The organism is Streptomyces sp. NPDC001219, from assembly GCF_053597915.1.
The window spans coordinates 55,245-73,510 of the sequence record NZ_JBSFJF010000014.1; the positions used below are offsets into that span (position 1 = coordinate 55,245).

The window sequence follows — 18,266 nt, forward strand, 5'->3', positions numbered from 1 at the left end:
ATGCCCCTCACCCAGCACGACATCTCGCAGGAGATCGACCAGCAGGCCACGGCCCACGCCGCCACCGGCGAGGCCGCCCACCACCCGGCCCGCGGCTACGCCCCCTACCGCAGCAGCCGGCTGCGTCACCCCGGGCAGCCGCTCGTCGCCGTCCGGGACCCGGAAGCGGCGGAGCTGTGCGGCCCCGCTTTCGGCGTCACCGACGTCACCGAGCTGGACGCCGACCTGACCCGCCGGCACACCGGCGCACCGCTCGGCGAGCGGATCACCGTCACCGGCCGCGTCCTCGACCGCGGCGGACGGCCCGTACGGGGACAGCTCGTCGAGATCTGGCAGGCCAACGCCGCCGGACGGTACGCCCACCAGCGTGACCAGCACGCGGCCCCGCTCGACCCCCACTTCACCGGAGTCGGCCGCTGCCTCACCGACGACCAGGGGCGGTACGCCTTCACCACCATCAAGCCCGGCGCCTACCCCTGGCGCAACCACCACAACGCCTGGCGGCCGGCCCACATCCACTTCTCGCTCTTCGGCACCGCCTTCACCCAACGGCTGGTCACTCAGATGTACTTCCCCGGCGACCCGCTCTTCCCCTACGACCCGATCCTGCAGTCCGTCACCGACCCCGCCGCACGCGCCCGCCTGGTCGCCGCCTATGACCACGACCTCTCCGTTCCCGAGTGGTCGCTCGGCTACCACTGGGACATCGTCCTCGACGGCCCCACCGCCACCTGGACCGAGGAGGGCCGCTGATGCTCCCCACCCCCTCCCAGACCGTAGGACCGTTCTACGGCTACGCCCTGCCCTTCCCCGGCGGCGGCGACATGGCCCCGGCCGGCCGGCCCGACGCGCTCACCGTGCACGGTTACGTCTACGACGGCGCGGGCGCGCCGATCCCCGATGCGCTGCTGGAGTTCTGGCAGCCGGGGCACGGGCGGGCCGGCAAGCCCGGCTCGATGCGCCGCGATCCGGTCACCGGTGGCTTCGCCGGCCGCGACGGGGTCACCTTCACCGGCTTCGGCCGCGTCGCCACCGCCGCCGACGGACACTGGGCGATCCGTACGCTCCCGCCCGGCGACGTGCGGTACCTGTCCGTCTGCGTGTTCGCCCGCGGCCTGCTCCACCACCTCTACACCCGCGCCTATCTCCACCCGGCCGCCACCGACCCGCTGCTCGCCGCCCTCACCCCCGACCGGCGTGCGACGCTCCTCGCGGCCCAGGAGGACCCGCGTACCCACCGCTTCGACATCCGGCTGCAGGGCCCTGAGGAGACGGTCTTCCTTGACTTCCACTGACGCTCCCACCAGGCCGGCCGACGCGCCTCTGGACGCCGTCGCGGACGTCGGCCTGCTCTCTCCGGTCCGGGTCGCCTCGGACGTCGAAGCGGCCACCGGCGACCGCGCCTTCCTGCAAGCCATGCTGGACGCCGAGGCCGCCCTGACCCGGGCCCAGGCCACGCTCGGTGACGCACCCGCGGAGGCCGCGCACGCCGTGACGGCCGCCGCGCACGCCGACCGGTTCGACGTACGGGGCATCGCCGTACGCGCCCGCAAGGGCGGCAACCCGGTCATCCCGCTGGTCGCCGACCTGACCGCCGCCCTTCCCGCCGATGCTGCGCCCTACGTACACCGCGGCGCGACGAGCCAGGACATCATGGACACCGCCACCATGCTGGTGGCGGCCCGCACGCTGCCGCTGATAGCGGCGGATCTGCGCCGAACGGCCGACACCCTCGGACGCCTCGCCGACGAGCACCGGACCACCCCCATGCCGGGACGCACCCTCACCCAGCACGCCGTCCCGACCACCTTCGGACTCAAGGCAGCCGGCTGGCGCCACCTCGTCCTGGACGCCCTGGACCGGCTCTCCTCCCTGGCATTTCCCGCCCAACTCGGCGGAGCGGCAGGCACGTTGGCGGCAACGGAAGCGCTGACCGGGACACCCGGCAGCGGGCCCGCACTGCTGGCCGCCTACGCCCGGGAACTCGTCCTCGCCGAGCCCGTCCTGCCCTGGCACACCCTGCGCACCCCGGTCGTCGACCTCGCCAGCGGGCTCGGCTTCACCTCCGGCGCGCTCGGGAAGCTCGCGGCCGACGTCCTGGTGCTCTCCCGTACGGAGATCGGCGAGCTGGCCGAGGGCAGCGGAGGGGATTCCTCGGCCATGCCGCACAAGAGCAACCCCGTACGGGCCACCCTGATCACCGCCGCCGCGCGCCAAGCGCCCGCCCTTTCCTCCGTGTTGTCGGCCTCCCTGGCCGCTGAGGACGAACGGCCCGCCGGTGCCTGGCACGCCGAGTGGCAGACCCTGCGCGAACTGCTCCGGCTGGCCGGAGGGGCATCCCGCGACGCCGCCGAACTCGTCGACGGCCTCAGGGTCTTCAGCGCCCGGATGCTCGACAACCTCCATCTCACCGGAGGCCTGATCGTCAGCGAGCGCCTCGCCGCTGAACTCGGCGCCCTGCTCGGCCGCCAACCGGCCAGGGAACTCCTCACCCGCGCCGCCCACCGCGCCGCCGCGGAGAGGCGGAGCCTGGAAGCCGTCCTGGAGGAGGAACCCGCCCTGGCAGACCACCTCGACCGCTTTCGCCCGCTGACCGAACCCGCGACCTACCTGGGGGCAGCAGCGGCCCTGGTCGACCGCGCCCTGGCACGCAAGGCCGGGCCCGAACACAGGAGCCACGCATGAAGCAGCTCCTGCACCACCGCCTCGACGGCAACCCGGGCAGCCCGGTGCTGATCCTCGGACCCTCCCTCGGCACCTCGATCGCCGTCTGGGACGCCCAACTGGGCGCTCTGGCACGGCACTTCCGGGTGATCCGTTGGGATCTTCCCGGGCACGGGGGCTCGCCCGCCGAGCTCATCCGTCCGGGCGCGACCATCGCCGAGCTGGCCGGCCTGGTGCTCGCCCTCGTCGATCACCTCGGCGTGGAACGATTCGCCTACGCCGGTGTCTCGCTCGGCGGAGCGGTCGGCACCCACCTCGCCGTCCATCATCCCGAACGCGTAGCCGCCCTGGGGCTGGTCTGCTCCTCGGCCCGCTTCGGCGAGCCCACCGTCTGGCAGGAGCGAGCCGCCTTCGTGCGCGCGAGCGGTACCGAAGCCCTGGCCGAGAAGGCGCCCGAGCGCTGGTTCACCCCAGGGTTCGCCCACTCGGCCACCGCCGCCTCCCTGGTCGCCGGCCTCCGCGACACCGACCCGGCCGGCTACGCGGCGTGTTGCGACGCACTCGCCGGCTACGACCTGCGCTCCGAGGTGCCCCGCATCACCGCACCGACCCTGGTGATCGCGGGACGCAACGATCCGGCCACTCCGCCCGCCCACGCCCGCGAGCTGGCCGACGGCATCACCGGCTCCACCCTGCTGGAGCTGGCCGCTGCGTCCCACCTCGCCCTTGTCGAGCAACCGCACGCCGTACTCACCGCGCTCCAGGATCACTTCGCGGCCGCGTCGCATCCCGACGACCTCCGCCGCGCGGCGGGCACGACGGTACGACGCGCGGTCCTGGGCGACGATCACGTCGACCGGGCCACCGCACGCACCACCGCATTCACCGCCCCCTTCCAGGACTTCATCACCCGCTACGCCTGGGGCGACATCTGGACCCGCCCCGGGCTGGACCGCCGTATCCGCAGCTGCATCACCCTCACCGCCCTCGTCGCGGGCGGCCACCAGGAAGAACTCGCCCTGCACGTACGGGCAGCGCTGCGCAACGGGCTCACACCGGACGAGATCCAGGAGGTTCTGCTCCAGACCGCCGTCTACTGCGGTGTCCCCGCCGCCAACACCGCCTTCGCCGTCGCGAACCGCATCATCAGCGACGACGGCGCCTGAACCTGCGCCACTGCCACGGTCATCGCCGGTGACTCGCCGGCGGATCAGGCCGGCGCCGCCTTCCTCCGCCGTGGGGGAGCGCCGCAGTTACGGCCATACCGGTCTCCCGCCGGCCCGACGCCGCCTCACACACCAACGTAGGCGCGCCCCCAAGGCCCGGCGCCGAGTACCCACCCCGGACCACCCCTCACAGCCCACACCTGCCATTCCTCCGAACCCAGTCGAAATGGAGTGAAGCCATGCTTCGCAGCCTCCTGCGAACACCGATCCGCAGCATTCCCCTCCTCGTCCTGCTGGCGGCACTGGTGGCCGTCGTGGCCACCACCCTCGGGGCCCGAGACGTCCCCGCAGCCTCGTCACCGGACGTCGACGTCACCAAAGATCTCTCCTATGCCGCCGCCCAGCCCACCGGCACACAGGGCCACAAGCTGGACCTGTACGTTCCGAAGTCCCGCCGCCCGGCCCCTCTGGTGATCTTCACCCATGGCTCGGGCTGGATGGCCGACAACGGCCGCATGGACGCCGACAAGGTCGCCGCACAGCTCAACCCACACGGGTTCGCCGTGGCCGGGGTGGCCGTACGCTCCAGCTCACAGGCCCAGTTCCCGGCACAGCTGCACGACATCAAGGGCGCCATCCGGTGGCTGCGTGCCAACGCCACGAAGTACCACCTGGACCCGCGACGCTTCGCGATCATGGGGGAGTCCTCCGGCGGCTGGGCCACCACCATGGCGGCCGTCACCGGAGACATGCCCAAGCTGGAAGGCACCGTCGGCGTCAACGGCCCCTCCAGCGCCGTCCAGGCGGCCATACCGTTCTACCCGCCCGTCGACTTCCTGCGGATGGACGAGCACATGCCCATCGACTGCAAGCCGGGCAAGGACGGCTCCGTGCCCGGCGACTGCCACGCCAACCCCAACTCACCCGAATCACGACTGCTCGGCTGCGCCATCAACGACTGCACCGACAAGGCCGCCGCAGCCAGCCCGCTCACCTACATCAGTGACCGGAAGATCCCGCCCTTCCTGATGTTCCACGGCAAGCAGGACAAGCTCGTGCCCTACCACCAGAGTCGGCTGCTGTTCGACAAGCTGGCCGCCGCGCACAAGGACACCCGCTTCTTCTCCTTCCCGAACGCCGGGCACGGCACGTTCCTGGAGATGCTCAGCGACCCCGACGCCCAGCGCGGCGCCTCCCAGGAAACCACCCGCCACGGCCACACCACACGGCCCGCTCCCGCCCACCCGTCCTGGCAGACCGTCGTCTCCTTCCTCAAGACTCAGCTCCACACCACTGGACACTGAGCCCCCGGCGGCGCAGGGCCGCAGCCCGGATTCCCGTCCGGGCTGCGGCCCCATCGCGCTGTCCCGGCGCGGCCGGAGGGCCCACCCCTCCTGAACGAGTCTGGCGACGTGGCCGAGCCCAGCCACGTTGGTCAGCGGTCGGTGAGCATGCCCTTGCGGAGCTTGGCCAGGGTGCGGGTGAGCAGGCGGGAGACGTGCATCTGCGAGACGCCGAGTTCGGCGCCGATCTGGGACTGGGTCAGCTCCTGCCCGAAGCGCATCTCGATCAGGTGGCGTTCGCGCTCGTCGAGCTGGTGCAGCAGGGGCGCGAGCGTGTGGAGGTCCTCGACCGTCTCCATGCCGGGGTCCTCCTCGCCCAGGACGTCGGCCAAGGCGCGAGACCCCTCGGAGGGGGCCGGGTCGGCGGGGGTGTCGAGGGAGCCGGCGGTGTAGCCGTTGGACGCGACGACGCCCTCGATGACCTCTTCCTCCGACAGGTCGAGATGGGTGGCGAGTTCGCGGACGGTGGGTTCGCGGTCGAGCTCGATGTGCAGCTGTTCCTTGGCCTTGGCCAGGTCGCTGCGCAGTTCCTGAAGGCGGCGGGGCACATGGACGGCCCAGCCGGTGTCGCGGAAGAACCGCTTGATCTCACCGAGGATGTAGGGGACGGCGAAGGTGGAGAACTCCACCTCACGGGAGAGGTCGAACCGGTCGATGGCCTTGATCAGACCGATCGTGCCGACCTGGATGATGTCCTCCATGTCGTCGCCGCGGTTGCGGTAGCGGCGGGCGACGTAGCGCACCATCGAGATGTTCATCTCGATGAGGGTGTTGCGCGCGTACTGGTACTCGTGTGTGCCCTCGTCCAGCTCCCGGAGCCGGTCGAAGAACCGCCTCGACAGGTCTCGGGCGTCCCTGGGGGCGACCGCACTCGGGCACTCCACCTCCGGCAGGGCCATGCCCACCTCGGCGGTGCGCGCGGTGCCGGCGGTGTCGTTCACGACGGTGGTCATCATGCCCTCCCTGTGCGCCAGAGACGCTCAAGCGCATTGGCCGCCTACCCCGCTTCAAACAACCCATGCGTGTGAGGGCGGTCACCTGGTGATGAGGTGGCGAGCCCCCGCGTCGGGGCGGTGAGCCGTCCCTTTTGCGCGGGTGGACCGCCGAAAGGATGAGACGGCCGCCGTCTCACAGGAGGGGACCCGCCGTCCGGTGGATGCCCGGCGGCCCGCACGTCACCGAGGGTGAGGCCATGGACGACGACAACTCCGTGCCCGCCTCCGCCACTCGCCCCGCACCCTGGCCGGGAACGGGTCCCCGTTGGGGGCGCCGTCCCGGTTCCCTGAGAGCGGGCGCGCTCGGTGCGGCCCTGCTCACGGTCGCGGCGGGGACACTCCTGGGCTGTACCGCGCACGCGGCGCCGCTCGGGTCGGCACTGCGGGTGGACACGAACCGGGACGGCGAGATCACCCCGGCCGACGACCTCGGCAAAGGCACGTGGACCCGCGGCCGTGGCGCGCTGATGCTGCCCAATGTGGACGATGACCAGCGGCGCTGCCCTTCCGCCGGCCCCGCGGGCGCCCGGCTGGGCGACGAGCGCCTCGCTGCCTGTCACGATGCCGCGGACACCGTCGTCAACGGACGGGCCGACCTCGCCGACCTCGCCCCCGCGCAGATCGCCGCCGACCCGCGGGCCGCGGCGGGAACCACCGCCACCGTCACCGCAGGCCCCGCTTCCCGGGACCACGTCGGGATCTTCGCCGAGCGTCGTGGCCGTATGGTCCGGCTGGGGCCCGGCGACCGGCTGACCACCCGTGAACTGCGCCATGGTGTCCGTCTGGGGGTCGAGGCACGGGACTTCGTGCGCGATCCGAAGAAGTGGAACGGCTTCGCCGACCTCGTGCTGAGGGTCGACCGTGGCGGTCACACCGTCGAGGACCGGGTGCGGCTCCGGGTCGCGCCCCTCCTGTTCGAGCACGATCTGATGCCGATGCGGCGCATGATGACGGCCGATCACACCACCGACCCGGCCGAGGTGGAGCGCGGCAAGCGCTACGACACCTCCGCGCAACCACGGCCCGTACGGTCCGGAGAAGCCGCGTTCCGCCACGACCTGCGGCGTGGCCTCGACCGGGCCGGACTGCCCGCACCCCTGCACAACTACCCCACGGGCGACGACGTCTGGATGCAGGACCTGTTCAAGACCGCCTACGCTTCCATACCCGCTCCCGGCGGCCGGGAGCACCGCGTCACCGTGCTCCTTCGGTCCGCGGATGTCATGCCGGGCACGGCGACGCGCGCGTTCCCGCTGCGGGACGCCTCGCGCAGTGCGTTCCCGCTGCTCCGTGGCCCCGGTACGGGAGTGCTCCAGCAGTACGACCCCCGACGCGTCGGCAGCAAGGACAGCCAGTACTACGGCTCCTTCAGCTCCACCGGGAACTTCGGCACCCTCCCGCCCCACACCTGGCGTGGCCACCGCTATCCGGTCGGGCGGATCATCTACGGCGGGAACGGTGGCAAGGAGTCCCCGGACAGCTCGTTCCTCCGGATGCTCACCGCACAGGGCTACCAGCGGCCGATCGCACTGGACACCAGTTGGCTGGGGGTCGGCCACATCGACGAGTTCCTGTCCTTCGTCCCGGCACGGAACGCCCGCGGCTGGGTGGCCGTCGTCGCGGACCCCGACCTCGGCCGGAAGCTGCTGAGCGATCTCGTCCAGCGCGGTCAGGGCGACCGGCCGCTGGTCCGTGGTATCGCCCCCAAAGACACCGCGGACCCCGGGCTGACCGTCGCCGGTGCCCTGCGCAAGCCGTCCCTCACCCGTGGCACCGAGGTCGCCCGGCGCGGCATCGACGCCGCCCTGCGCACCCTGCGCGTCCGGGCCGGGCTGACGGAGCAGGACATCGTGCGCGTCCCTGCCCTGTTCCATGTGATCGACCTGCCTGCCGGGTATCCGCGGCACGACGTGGTCGCCAACTACCTGCCCGGCGCGTCCAATGGCGTCAGCACCGGCACCGGGGTCTATCTGGCGCCGCGCCAGCACGCCCCGGCAGCGGGCGGCCGGGACGTCTTCGAGCGGGCTGCCGAGCAGGCCCTGCGGCGGACCGGCACCCGGATCGAGTGGGTGGAGGACTGGGACTACGCGCACCACCTCGGCACCGTCGGCGGCGAAGTGCACTGCGCGACCAACGCGCTGCGAAGCCACGCCGGCACCCGGCCGTGGTGGACCGAGCGGAGCTGAGCCCAGCCCGCGGGCCGACGCCGGGCCCAACTTCCGTGTCTCATAAGGTCGGCACTCATGAGCGACCCCTACATGTCCGGCATACGCGTCCTCAGCGGCTTATTGTTCCTCGGCATGGCCGGGGCTGCCTGGGTGACCGAGCCCGCCGCGGGCGGGGTGATCGTCGCCGTGGGACTGCTGGTGGCCGGTGCGGCACTGGCGACAGTGGCCCGCCTGCCACCACGCCTGTCGGCCCGTCAGTGCACGGGCCTCGTCGTTGCCACGGCCTCGGTCACGGTGACGGCCTGCTTTCGGGGGCCGGCATCCAACGTCACAGGCTGGTGGTGGGTCCTGGAGACGTTCGCGCTGCTGACCCTCCTGGTACCGACGGTGCGCCGGACGAAGGGGAGGGGCCGGGCGATCGTCTTCGCCTCCGTGCAGGTGACCGCGATCGCGGTGCTGCCGATGCGGATCGGCCCGTATCTGGACCCGCCCGCCGATACGGCGGAGACCGGGGTGCTGTGCCTGATCTGGTCCCTGCTGGCGGCGGGTGCGGCCGCGTCCGGCTGCTATCTGCGCAGTCTGGACTCCACGAGGCGCCGGGCCCTCGCGGCACAGCGTCGCGCACAGCGCCTCGAAGTCGCGCGTGACCTGCATGACTTCGCGTCACACGACGTCATGGGAGTGGTGGTCCTGGTACAGGCGGCGCGTTTCCTGGCGCGGGAAGACCCTGCGCGGGCAGTGGAGTTGCTGCCGCGGATCGAAGAAGCGGGCATGCAGGCACTGGCCGCGATGGATCGCACGGTGTGGACACTCAACGGGGAGGGAGACGACGGCGACGGCGACGGTGACGGCGACGGTGACGGAGAGGCCGGAAGCGGGGAGCGAGACGGAGAGGCTGGAAGCCAGGAGCGAGAGGGAGACGGAGACGGAGACGGAGGCGGAGGCGGAGAAGCCGGAAGTGGGGAGGGAGGCGGTGTCCGGGAGAGGGGCCTGGCGGCGGAGGCGGGTGAGCTGGACGGCGTACCCGTCCCGCCCCCAGGGCGCCCGCGCCCTCCCGGTCCGGATCGCCCTGGCGGCCCCCGTCATCGCCGGCGCGATCTTTCCGAACTTCCCGAGCTGGTCGCACGGTTCACCCGCACCGGAACGGTCCTGGCTCGCCTCAACGTGACCGCCGGTGCGCTGGACGCGCTGCCTGGGGAGATCAGCGCCACCGGCTACCGGATCGTGGTGGAGTCCCTCACCAACGTGCGCCGCCACGCCCCCGCGGCAGCCGCCGTCGACATCGCCGCCCGACGGGTGCCGTACCGGGACGGCGTCGGGCTGCGTCTCACCGTCACCGACTCGGACGGCGCCGGGACCGCCGCCCGGACCTCACCGCTTCCGGAGCGCGCGTGGAGCGGCGGAGGACTGGCCGGTCTCGCCGACCGGGCAGAAGCCCTCGGCGGCTCGCTGGCCGCAGGGCCGCACGGGACGGCCGGATGGCAGGTGGCGGCCATCCTTCCGTTACCTTGCGGCGCCCTGCCGACGGCGGTTCGGCACGGCCGGACGAGCCTCGCCCGGCACACCGCACACGAGGAGACCGTCGCGTGACCGCTCCCGGCATCATCCGAATCCTGCTGGCGGACGACCAGGCGAGCATCCGCAGCGGCTTCCGCCTCGTCCTGGACGCCCAACCCGACATGGCCGTCATCGCCGAGGCGGCCGACGGTGTCGCCGCGCTCGACGCCGCCCGGCGTCTCCGTCCCGATGTGGTGCTCGCGGACATCCGGATGCCGCACCTCGACGGCCTGGAACTGACCCGGCGGCTGGCCGGGCCCGACGCGGATGGTCCGCAGGTCCGGGTCATCGTGGTCACCACCTTCGACCTCGACGCCTACGTGCACAGCGCACTCCGTGACGGAGCCTCGGGCTTCCTGCTGAAGCGCTCCGGACCGACGTTGCTGGTCGAGGCCGTGCGCGCGGCGATGTCCGGCGACGCGCTCATCAGCCCGCAGATCACCGCGCGCATGCTGCATCGCCTCGCCCCGCCTGCCGCCCGGACGGGCCGCCCGCCCGCCGAGGCGCTGACCCCGCGCGAGGAGGAGGTCGCGGTGCTGGTCGCCGGGGGGCTGTCGAATACGGAGATAGGCCAGGAACTTTTCATCTCCCTCGCCACCGCCAAGTCCCACCTGGCCAACCTCCAGCGCAAGCTGCAGGTCCGCAACCGCGTGGGCATCGCCGCCTGGGCATGGCAGTGCGGCCTGGCCACGACGGACCAGGTGCAGGGCCCTTCCACAAAGTCGCTGGACTGTTGAACCGGCGCACGCCCTGCCGTGATCCGATCAGCCCCTCGACGGTCAGGGCCGTCATGTCGGCAGCTCTCTCAAGACGAGGGGCGTGCTGTGTGCGCGGGCGCGGCCGGCGTGGATGAGGCAGCCTGACACATCCTTGTGTGTCACAGATGTGCAGGAATGGTCGTCAAGAGTTTTGAAGATGTTACGCACCGGACAGTGACAGCGTGCCTACTATGGCGAACTTGTTCAGACGAGTTATTCGCACAAGTTCTCACCCCCCACGCGAATCCCCGTGTGTCCCCTGTGCCCCCTTGTGTACCCCTCTGGAGAGACCGTGACCGAGACCCTGCCGAGAGCCGCTGCCCTTACCGGCGGCCTCGTCGCCGCCACACTCGTCCTCAGCGCCTGTGGCGCGGGCCCCGACGCGTCGACCAACGCCGACGGAGAGAGCGCGGCCACCGCGATCACGGCCAAGGACTTCGGGGGCATGGACGCGCTCGTGAAGGCAGCGAAAGCGGAAGGCACACTGAACGCCATCGCGCTCCCCCGCGACTGGGCCAACTACGGCGCGCTGATCGATGGCTTCGAGAAGAAGTACGGCATCAAGATCGAGGTGGAGAACCCGAACGGCGCCAGCCAGGACGAGATCAACGCCGTCACCTCCCGCAAGGGCAAGGACCGGGCGCCCGACGTCCTCGACCTCGGCAGCTCCTTCGCGTACAGCGCGGCCCAGGACGATCTGCTCGCGCAGTACATGGTCACCGATTTCATCGACATCCCCGATGGCCAGAAGGACACGATGAGCCGCTGGTACCACGGCTACGGCGGCTATGTCTCCATCGGTTGCGATGCCAAGCGCGTGCAGAACTGTCCGACCACCATCAAGGATCTGCTCAAGCCGGAGTACAAGGGGAAGATCGCCCTCAACGGCGACCCCACCAAGTCGGGTTCGGCCTTCGCCAGCGTGTACGCGGCCGCCCTCGCCAACGGCGGCTCCTTCGACTACATCCAGCCCGGCATCGACTTCTTCGCCAAGCTCAAGAAGGACGGCAACTACACGCCCGTCCAGGCCACCTCGGCCACCATCACGAGGGGCAAGACGCCGATCGTCCTCGACTGGGACTACCTCAACGCCAGGTACACCGACGAGTTCAAGAGGAAGGGACTCGACTGGCAGGTCACGGTCCCGAAGGACGGCAAGTTCTCGCAGTACTACTCGCAGGCCATCAACAAGGAGGCCCCACACCCGGCGGCCGCCCGACTGTGGCAGGAGTACCTCTACAGCGCCGAGGGCCAGAACCTCTGGCTCAAGGGCTACGCCCGCCCGGCCCTGATGGCCGCCATGGAGGAGAACGGCACGCTCGACAAGACCGCGGCCGCCAAGCTGCCGAAGGTCTCCGGCACGCCGAGTATCCCGTCCGAGTCGCAGCTCGGCCATGCCAAGGACGACATCGCCCAGGGCTGGGGCAAGGTCGTCTCCAGGTAACCGCGACTCGCACCAGGGCCGACGCGGCGCCCGCCGTTCCTTCGCAACGGCGGGGCCGCGCGGCCGGCTGGTACTTCGCGGACCTTGGCGGCGTCTCGTTGGCCTTCGTTCAAGCCGACCTGCACCGGGTCGTGCAGAGCCTCCCGCCCCGCACGCAGCGAGCACCAGCGTTCCGTCCCATCGAACCTTGAGCGTTGTCGCCGAAGCTTGAGTGACAGGGCCGCTGGTAGCTTCCAGCGAAAGGACACACCGCTAAGGATGATGTGGCGATGAGGGTCGTGTTCGTGCATGGGGCATGTGTGCGGGACGGGGCGTGGTGGTGGCACCGCACAGCCGAGCTGCTGGAGGAGCGGGGGGTGCTGAGCGTGGCCGCGGCGTTGCCGAGCTGCGGCGAGGTGGACCTGCCCGCAGGCGCCGCCGGTCCGGGGCTGCCCGAGGACATCGCGGCGGTGCGGCAGACGCTGGTGGACAGTGACGAGCCAACCGTTGTGGTCGCCCACAGCTACGGCGGCATCGTCACCGCAGAAGCCGCCGCGGGCGTCGGGACGGTACGTCACCTGGTGATGGTCTCCAGCTACCTTCCCGAAGTCGGCCAGAGCTTGTCGGATTTCGGGGACGCCGGCCCTGCCCCGTTCCTCGACATCGACTCCGAAGCCGGAACCTTCGGGGTTCGCCCCGAGTTCCTCGTGAACACATTCCTGCAGGACTGCGACCCCGAGGTCCAAGCAGAGGCGGCACATCATCTCGCCCGGCAGAGCATGCAGGTGACCGGTCAGCCAGTCAGGGCGGCCGCATGGCAGCAGGTGCCTTCGACATATCTCATCTGCACCCAGGACCGGGGCACCCCACCCCGCCTACAGCGCGAGTTCGCCCGCCGGGCCGGCAGCGTCGTCGAACTCGACGCGGGCCACCACCCTTTCCTGTCCCGGCCCGCCGCAGTCCGGGACCTGCTGCTGAGCCTGTGACGGCAGCCGCGGACGAGCCGGGCCGGCGATTCCCAGGGAGCAGTGCCCGCCGATCGTCGGGGTGCGTATCATCCCGAACTCGTACAGGTCCGGAGCGCCGTTTGTCTCCCATACCTGCCAGGCTTCGTTCAGTTCGGTGGCGAGGTGGCGAGGTGGCGTGGGCCACCTTGGGCGGCTTCCGTGCGGATTCCCGGTCGTCTCGCCCGCATCGCGCACTGAAGCCGCCCACCGGCGGCACATATGGAGGACTGACTCCGCGGCCCCTCACCGCTACAGCGCCCACGACAGCCACACCACCAAGATGACAGGGACCGCGAGGGCTACCGTGCCCAGCGCCACTCCAGCCCGTGCCCGGCGACGGTTGGCTCCCTCATCGCCTCGCATGCGGTACAGAACGGTGCATCCGAAAACAATCGCGCAGATCCCGAGGGGCACGGTGAGGTACACGGGGATGTACCGGAGCCACGGCGGCAGGAAGCGGAGAAAGGGACTCCCGTACAGCGCAATAGCGGCCGAGCCCATCACCAGCGAAGCCATGCCCGTTTCCTCAGGCCCGACCTGGGCTTCCTCGGGGCGTTCATCGGAGTCCATGACCCGAACCTAAGTGGCCCGCGACCGATGCCGCATGGGCGTGATGACTCATAGCGGGATGAGTACCGCATGCGGCAACTTCGCCAGCGGGAGCGGCGTCCGCTTCCAAGAACACGAGCACCTCCTGCGGTGCCAGACAGTACTGCGCACCTGGGGCTTCGAGGCGCTGGAGGTCCTTGGGCCCGGCGGCCGCCGCTTCCTGGAGGTCGAGGCCGGTCCCGCGTGACGGGCAGCCCGGCGCGTCCGTGTGCTGCGGACCGATCCCCACTTCGGCGCCGAGACAGCAGGCGTGATCACCAGGCCGCGGGCATCGGGCAGCCCTCGCCCTTCGTGGAACCAGCCCGAGTGGGGCCACGTCCCTCCATGAATCCGCAAGATCTATTTCACTGAAGGACGCGCCCATGCCTGGTATGGCAGCCCGCTACCTCTACCTCACCCGTCACGGCGAGGCCTCGCCGGACGAAAGCGAACTGACGGATGCAGGCCGCCGCCAGGCCACCCTGCTCGGGGAGCGGCTCCGCGGGGTCCCACTGGCGGCGATTCACCACGGACCTCTCGCCCGTGCCGAACAGACCGCCCAACTGGTCGGTGAACAGCTCGACGGCGTCCCCCGCCGACGCTCCGAAGCGGCCGGCGACTACATTCCCCACCTGCCGACACGCGAGGAACTGCCACCAGAGGCGGCCGACGCCTGGCTCAAGTTCCTGGACCAGTTCACAGCCGAGGAACGCGATCAGGGGCCCACTCTTGCGGCGGCCGCGCTCGCGGACTTCACCGGACCCGTCGTCGGCGACAAGCCACGCCACGAGCTTGTCATCACCCACAACTTCCTCGTCGGCTGGCTCGTCCGAGCCGCCCTCGACGCACCGAAGTGGAGGTGGCTGGGCATCAATCACGCCAACGCGGCCCTGACCGTCATCCGCTACGCACCCGACCGCCCCCCGACGCTCCTCCTCTTCAACGACACCGGCCACCTCCCCGCCGAACTCCGCTGGACCGGCTTCCCGCAGGAACTCCACGTCTGATCAGCCACCTCGCCCGGCGGCGAGCTGCCAGCGCGGCCACCAGCCCGGTCACACCGTCCCCCGCCTCCCCGCGATGCGCCGCGACCTCGGCGACCGCGCGCTCGACCCAGGGTGTCTCCATCTCTCCGTCCCATACCCCAGGGGAACGTAACTGGCCATCTTGAAGGCTCTCTCCATGGCCGGCCCGCCCGCTCTGGCAAGATCGAACTTCTGAACGATGGCAGGTTTGGGGCACCGTGCCCCACCGGCCGCGGACAGCTTCAATGGGGGAGTGAGGAATCATGCGCACATGGACGCGCGCCCTGCCGATGACGGTGGGCGCCGTGGGGCTGACTCTGGTGCTGACGGGCTGTGGTGACTCGGAGCTGGAGAAGAGACGGGACACATCCAGGTCCCCATCGGCGGTGGAGAAGACGCGCTTCCGTCTGGGCGAGGCCAGCCCGCCGCAGGAAAGCGCGGAGTACGCCGACGCCAAGTTCACGGTCACGCCCACGAAAGTGCTGACCGGGACGAAGAAGGACGTGGCCAGATCCGGCCTGGAAAAGGATCAGGGAGGCCTCCCTGTGTACGTGTGGAGCACCGTCACCCAGAAGACCGGCAAGGCCATGGAAGTCGGCGCCATAGAGGGGGAACTGATCGTCAAGACGAACATGGAAGAGCGGACCAGGTCCCTCTTCGTCCTCATGGGGGACGCCACCTGGCCGAACTGCCCGACGACTGACCTCACGAAGAAGCTGATCCCGGGGCAGCCAGCCAAGATCTGCACCGCGTTCCTCATCACCGAGGGCCAGAAAGCCGCCGCGGTCGAATTCAGCCGGGGGTACGGCACCGCCCCACTGGAGTGGCCGGTAAAGGACTGATCCGTACCGGGGCCGCGGAGCCCGGTGAGGTAGGCCACCACCCAGCCGTGGAGGCGCGGCCGCCGGTTACCTGAGGGGACGAAGCACGGCCGGCCCGCACCGCATAGCTGGGCTCGTCGGCCCAACGCCCTGGTGGAGTCAACATCTCGGACTGGTGGGCCTGTTCGGGTTCATCCCGTCGGGCTTCGTGAACCACCGCGAGTCGAGCCCGTCCCCGTTGCGCTGAAGGAACGTCACCGCCGATGCGCCCCCGGCGTGGGGACAAGGCTCCCGCTGAATACTCCGGCCCCCAAGATGCCCTCATCTGGACCCGGCCGGTGCCGCCGCCGTCGGGCTGTCCGCGGTGCTTTGCACCACGGGCATGGCCCTTACCCTGACCGGCCACCGGCCGCGATGCAGCTGGCGGATCTGGGAACCGTCCGTCACATGCACGTGGTGCAGGGGGCGGACCAGCGTTCTGTGGCAGCGTGCACCGACACCGGGGTCAAAGCCAGGCCGAACGTGATGTGCAGGCGGGCGACGGCTATGCCCCGATGCCCCATGCCACCTACGCCATGCAGTGCTCGCACGCCGGCGGAACTCAGCCGGCCAGGGCCGCGGCGACCGGACCAGCCGTAGCGATCCCACACCTCCAGGCCCCTGATTCAGGCCGCTGAAGGGCTACTCCCTGGCCGGTTCGGCGCCCGGCCGCTTGACGATCCGATCGTCGACCTCGATCGACTTCCAGAGTCGGCGGCTGACCCGGACTTTCATGGATTCGCCGTCGTCAAGGCGGACTTCGACGAAGTGGTACATATTCGAGCCATCGAGCATTCCCCGGGACTTATGGGTGACGATGCCTTCCCAGTGGTCGCCTGGTTCGATTTTGCGAGATGTGAACATGCAATGGAGCTTACGAGGATCGGCAGCCGACCCGGCAGGCCCTTGAGTCATGTCCTGGGGATGACATATGTCCTGCCAGGCCACCGCGGTCGTGGCGACTTACTGATCGATTCAGTATGAGTTCACGAGCTACGGATATCTAGCACTGCTGAGGGGCTCCAAAGCCCTTTATCAGGTGCAATCGGCTTGCAGGTCGAGGATGCTTCTGCAGCAGCCGATCACCCACGGCGAGCAGCAACGCGTGCCGGTCCGCGGCATGCCGCCACACCGCTGAGCGGTCCACACCGCGTTCGTTCCCGAGCGCCTTTCCGGTCAGCCCGTCCGGCTCTGCACGTGCGGTGACCCGCATGGCCGCATCAACGATCACCTCAGGCGGCAGCCGTACCGTTCGCTTCCTGTCCGCCATGGCGCTCCTGCCATCGGCGTTGTCATCAATGACGACAACGCCGATGACGGAAGGCAAGCCCCGCTCGGTCTGGCGAGACCCGCCGCCGATGAGAGCGAGGGGCGAGGCTCTGACGGGGGCGTGGGGGAGTTGGTCCGTGATGCGGTGGCGCGGTCAGGTGACGTGACGTGGGCCTGGCTGACGGTGCCGATCCGGTCCTCCATGCCGTCCTGGGCTGATCAGCTTCGTCGCCATCTGCACGGGAAGAGGTCCGGGGCCCCGTCGATCGCCTTGGCCTCCAGATGTCTCATCACCGTCGGCAGCACTCGCCGTGCGCTTCGGCTCGCTAGCTCGTTGCAGGCTCGCGGCCTTGCGTATCAGCATGTGGGTGAGCCTGGAGCCGGTATTCCATCCTCTGTTTGAATGAGCCCCCAGCAGCCATTCCAGGAGGTGACGGACACATGGTGTCCACGGAGAGCATCCTCGCGTTCGCGGCGATGTCGCTACTGGTGATCGTGATTCCGGGGCCGAGTGTGCTGTTCGTGATCGGCAGGGCTCTCGCGCACGGCCGCCGCACCGCGCTCGCGACGGTCCTCGGCAACCTGATCGGCTCGTACGCCCTGGTGAGCGCCGTGGCATGGGGCCTCGGCGCGCTGGTGGAGACCTCGGCGGCGGTATTCATGGGCGTGAAGCTGGCCGGCGCGGCCTATCTCGTCTACCTCGGCGTGCAGGCGTTCCGGCACCGCAAGGAGATGCGCGCGGCGGACATCGAGGCGCCCGCAGGAGAGCAGCGCAGCGATCTGCGCACAGTCCTGGACGGCATTTTCGTGGGCGTCACCAACCCCAAGGGCCTCGTCTTCTTCGCGGCGGTACTGCCCCAGTTCGTGAACCACGCCGCGGGCCACGTTCCCACCCAGATGATGGTGTTGGGCCTGGTCCCGGTCGGCATCGGCATGATCACCGACACTCTCTGGGGCCTGGGCGCCTCGGCAGCCCGTTCCTGGTTCGCCCGCTCGGACCGTCGTCTCTCCATGGTCGGCGGGGCGGGCGGCTTCGCGATGATCGGCCTGGGCGTGACCGTGGCAGCGACGGGCAGGGCGGACTAAAGCCCGTCCAACGCGAACGCCGGGCAGCGGGTCTATATGAGCGAGGCCACGATGAAGGAGTATGTGGGCCGGATCGATCCTGGCAAAGCTGGATTGCGAGAACCTCGGACTGGGCGCACTCCTGGCACGAGACGCCGGCCTGGGCACTGAGCGCATTCCCTGATGACTCCCCCCGGCCACTGAGCGACCCCGAGATGCTTTCCCACCACGAACTGGCGGTCCTCGCCGATTACTCCAGCCTGTTGATCCAGGATGACGACGCGCGCCTGGGTGGACCTGAACCCGCCTGGCTCGAAGCCTGGTTGGGGATGGGACCAACGCCGCTCCCGGCGTCGTCGGCATCGGGGCCGCTCGACC

General features: G+C 70.2%; 18 protein-coding genes and 1 pseudogene. 15 read left to right on the forward strand and 4 right to left on the reverse strand.

The window, feature by feature from the left end:
* The 5 genes from pcaH to ACWC9R_RS11730 all read left to right on the forward strand — a co-directional run bounded on the left by pcaH (position 1) and on the right by ACWC9R_RS11730 (position 5,134).
* Positions 1 to 753: a protocatechuate 3,4-dioxygenase subunit beta gene (pcaH, locus tag ACWC9R_RS11710; RefSeq protein WP_450730729.1), complete on the forward strand. Its 753-nt coding sequence runs from the start codon at positions 1 to 3 to the stop codon at positions 751 to 753.
* A complete protein-coding gene (gene pcaG / locus ACWC9R_RS11715; protein ID WP_450730731.1) occupies positions 753 to 1,295 on the forward strand; it encodes a protocatechuate 3,4-dioxygenase subunit alpha in 543 nt (180 codons plus the stop codon). Before pcaH ends, pcaG begins: the two co-directional genes overlap by 1 nt.
* The gene (gene pcaB, locus ACWC9R_RS11720) at positions 1,282 to 2,685 is read left to right on the forward strand and encodes a 3-carboxy-cis,cis-muconate cycloisomerase (protein WP_450730732.1); all 1,404 of its coding nucleotides are present in this window, start codon (positions 1,282 to 1,284) and stop codon (positions 2,683 to 2,685) included. The genes pcaG and pcaB overlap by 14 nt, the downstream gene beginning before the upstream one ends.
* A complete protein-coding gene (gene pcaDC / locus ACWC9R_RS11725) occupies positions 2,682 to 3,830 on the forward strand; it encodes a bifunctional 3-oxoadipate enol-lactonase/4-carboxymuconolactone decarboxylase PcaDC (RefSeq protein WP_450730733.1) in 1,149 nt (382 codons plus the stop codon). The genes pcaB and pcaDC overlap by 4 nt, the downstream gene beginning before the upstream one ends.
* A 239-nt stretch (positions 3,831 to 4,069) precedes the next feature.
* Complete coding sequence (locus ACWC9R_RS11730; protein ID WP_450730735.1) at positions 4,070 to 5,134, forward strand: alpha/beta fold hydrolase; 1,065 nt, start codon at positions 4,070 to 4,072, stop codon at positions 5,132 to 5,134.
* Positions 5,135 to 5,265: 131 nt separating this feature from the next.
* Here the strand turns inward: ACWC9R_RS11730 and ACWC9R_RS11735 are convergent, their stop codons facing one another.
* Positions 5,266 to 6,126, reverse strand: coding sequence for an RNA polymerase sigma factor SigF (locus ACWC9R_RS11735; RefSeq protein ID WP_450730736.1), 861 nt, complete (start codon positions 6,124 to 6,126; stop codon positions 5,266 to 5,268).
* Positions 6,127 to 6,365: 239 nt separating this feature from the next.
* Here ACWC9R_RS11735 and ACWC9R_RS11740 point away from each other — a divergent pair, with 239 nt between their 5' ends.
* The 5 genes from ACWC9R_RS11740 to ACWC9R_RS11760 all read left to right on the forward strand — a co-directional run bounded on the left by ACWC9R_RS11740 (position 6,366) and on the right by ACWC9R_RS11760 (position 13,060).
* A complete protein-coding gene (locus ACWC9R_RS11740; RefSeq protein ID WP_450730738.1) occupies positions 6,366 to 8,354 on the forward strand; it encodes a protein-arginine deiminase family protein in 1,989 nt (662 codons plus the stop codon).
* Positions 8,355 to 8,411: 57 nt separating this feature from the next.
* Positions 8,412 to 9,926 (forward strand): sensor histidine kinase, encoded by a 1,515-nt coding sequence (locus ACWC9R_RS11745; RefSeq protein ID WP_450730739.1) that lies wholly within the window; start codon positions 8,412 to 8,414, stop codon positions 9,924 to 9,926.
* The gene (locus ACWC9R_RS11750) at positions 9,923 to 10,630 is read left to right on the forward strand and encodes a response regulator (RefSeq protein WP_450730741.1); all 708 of its coding nucleotides are present in this window, start codon (positions 9,923 to 9,925) and stop codon (positions 10,628 to 10,630) included. The genes ACWC9R_RS11745 and ACWC9R_RS11750 overlap by 4 nt, the downstream gene beginning before the upstream one ends.
* A 313-nt stretch (positions 10,631 to 10,943) precedes the next feature.
* Positions 10,944 to 12,095 carry an ABC transporter substrate-binding protein gene (locus tag ACWC9R_RS11755; protein WP_450730743.1) on the forward strand — a complete coding sequence of 384 codons (1,152 nt, stop codon included), beginning with the start codon at positions 10,944 to 10,946 and terminating at the stop codon, positions 12,093 to 12,095.
* Positions 12,096 to 12,364: 269 nt separating this feature from the next.
* Positions 12,365 to 13,060, forward strand: coding sequence for an alpha/beta hydrolase (locus tag ACWC9R_RS11760; protein ID WP_450730745.1), 696 nt, complete (start codon positions 12,365 to 12,367; stop codon positions 13,058 to 13,060).
* A 270-nt stretch (positions 13,061 to 13,330) separates the two neighbouring features.
* Here the strand turns inward: ACWC9R_RS11760 and ACWC9R_RS11765 are convergent, their stop codons facing one another.
* Complete coding sequence (locus ACWC9R_RS11765; RefSeq protein ID WP_450730747.1) at positions 13,331 to 13,651, reverse strand: hypothetical protein; 321 nt, start codon at positions 13,649 to 13,651, stop codon at positions 13,331 to 13,333.
* A 58-nt stretch (positions 13,652 to 13,709) separates the two neighbouring features.
* On the opposite strand from ACWC9R_RS11765, the gene ACWC9R_RS11770 reads away from it, so the two are divergent.
* From ACWC9R_RS11770 to ACWC9R_RS11780, 3 genes are all read left to right on the forward strand, one after another.
* A complete protein-coding gene (locus ACWC9R_RS11770; RefSeq protein ID WP_450730749.1) occupies positions 13,710 to 13,877 on the forward strand; it encodes a hypothetical protein in 168 nt (55 codons plus the stop codon).
* 175 nt (positions 13,878 to 14,052) lie between these two features.
* The gene (locus tag ACWC9R_RS11775) at positions 14,053 to 14,676 is read left to right on the forward strand and encodes a histidine phosphatase family protein (RefSeq protein WP_450730750.1); all 624 of its coding nucleotides are present in this window, start codon (positions 14,053 to 14,055) and stop codon (positions 14,674 to 14,676) included.
* Positions 14,677 to 14,999: 323 nt separating this feature from the next.
* Positions 15,000 to 15,536, forward strand: a complete 537-nt coding sequence (locus ACWC9R_RS11780) for a hypothetical protein (RefSeq protein WP_450730752.1) — start codon at positions 15,000 to 15,002, stop codon at positions 15,534 to 15,536.
* A gap of 660 nt (positions 15,537 to 16,196) precedes the next feature.
* Here the strand turns inward: ACWC9R_RS11780 and ACWC9R_RS11785 are convergent.
* Together ACWC9R_RS11785 and ACWC9R_RS11790 are read right to left on the reverse strand one after the other, a co-directional pair.
* On the reverse strand, positions 16,197 to 16,418 hold the full coding sequence (locus ACWC9R_RS11785; protein WP_450730754.1) for a DUF7489 domain-containing protein: 222 nt from the start codon (positions 16,416 to 16,418) through the stop codon (positions 16,197 to 16,199).
* Positions 16,419 to 16,557: 139 nt separating this feature from the next.
* Complete coding sequence (locus tag ACWC9R_RS11790) at positions 16,558 to 16,881, reverse strand: hypothetical protein (protein WP_450730756.1); 324 nt, start codon at positions 16,879 to 16,881, stop codon at positions 16,558 to 16,560.
* Between the two features lie 383 nt (positions 16,882 to 17,264).
* Here ACWC9R_RS11790 and ACWC9R_RS11795 point away from each other — a divergent pair, with 383 nt between their 5' ends.
* Together ACWC9R_RS11795 and ACWC9R_RS11800 are read left to right on the forward strand one after the other, a co-directional pair.
* Positions 17,265 to 17,909: a LysE family translocator gene (locus ACWC9R_RS11795; RefSeq protein WP_450730758.1), complete on the forward strand. Its 645-nt coding sequence runs from the start codon at positions 17,265 to 17,267 to the stop codon at positions 17,907 to 17,909.
* Positions 17,910 to 17,915: 6 nt separating this feature from the next.
* A pseudogene (locus ACWC9R_RS11800) lies at positions 17,916 to 18,072 on the forward strand (DNA-binding response regulator); the annotation flags it as partial.
* Positions 18,073 to 18,266: the final 194 nt, after the last annotated feature.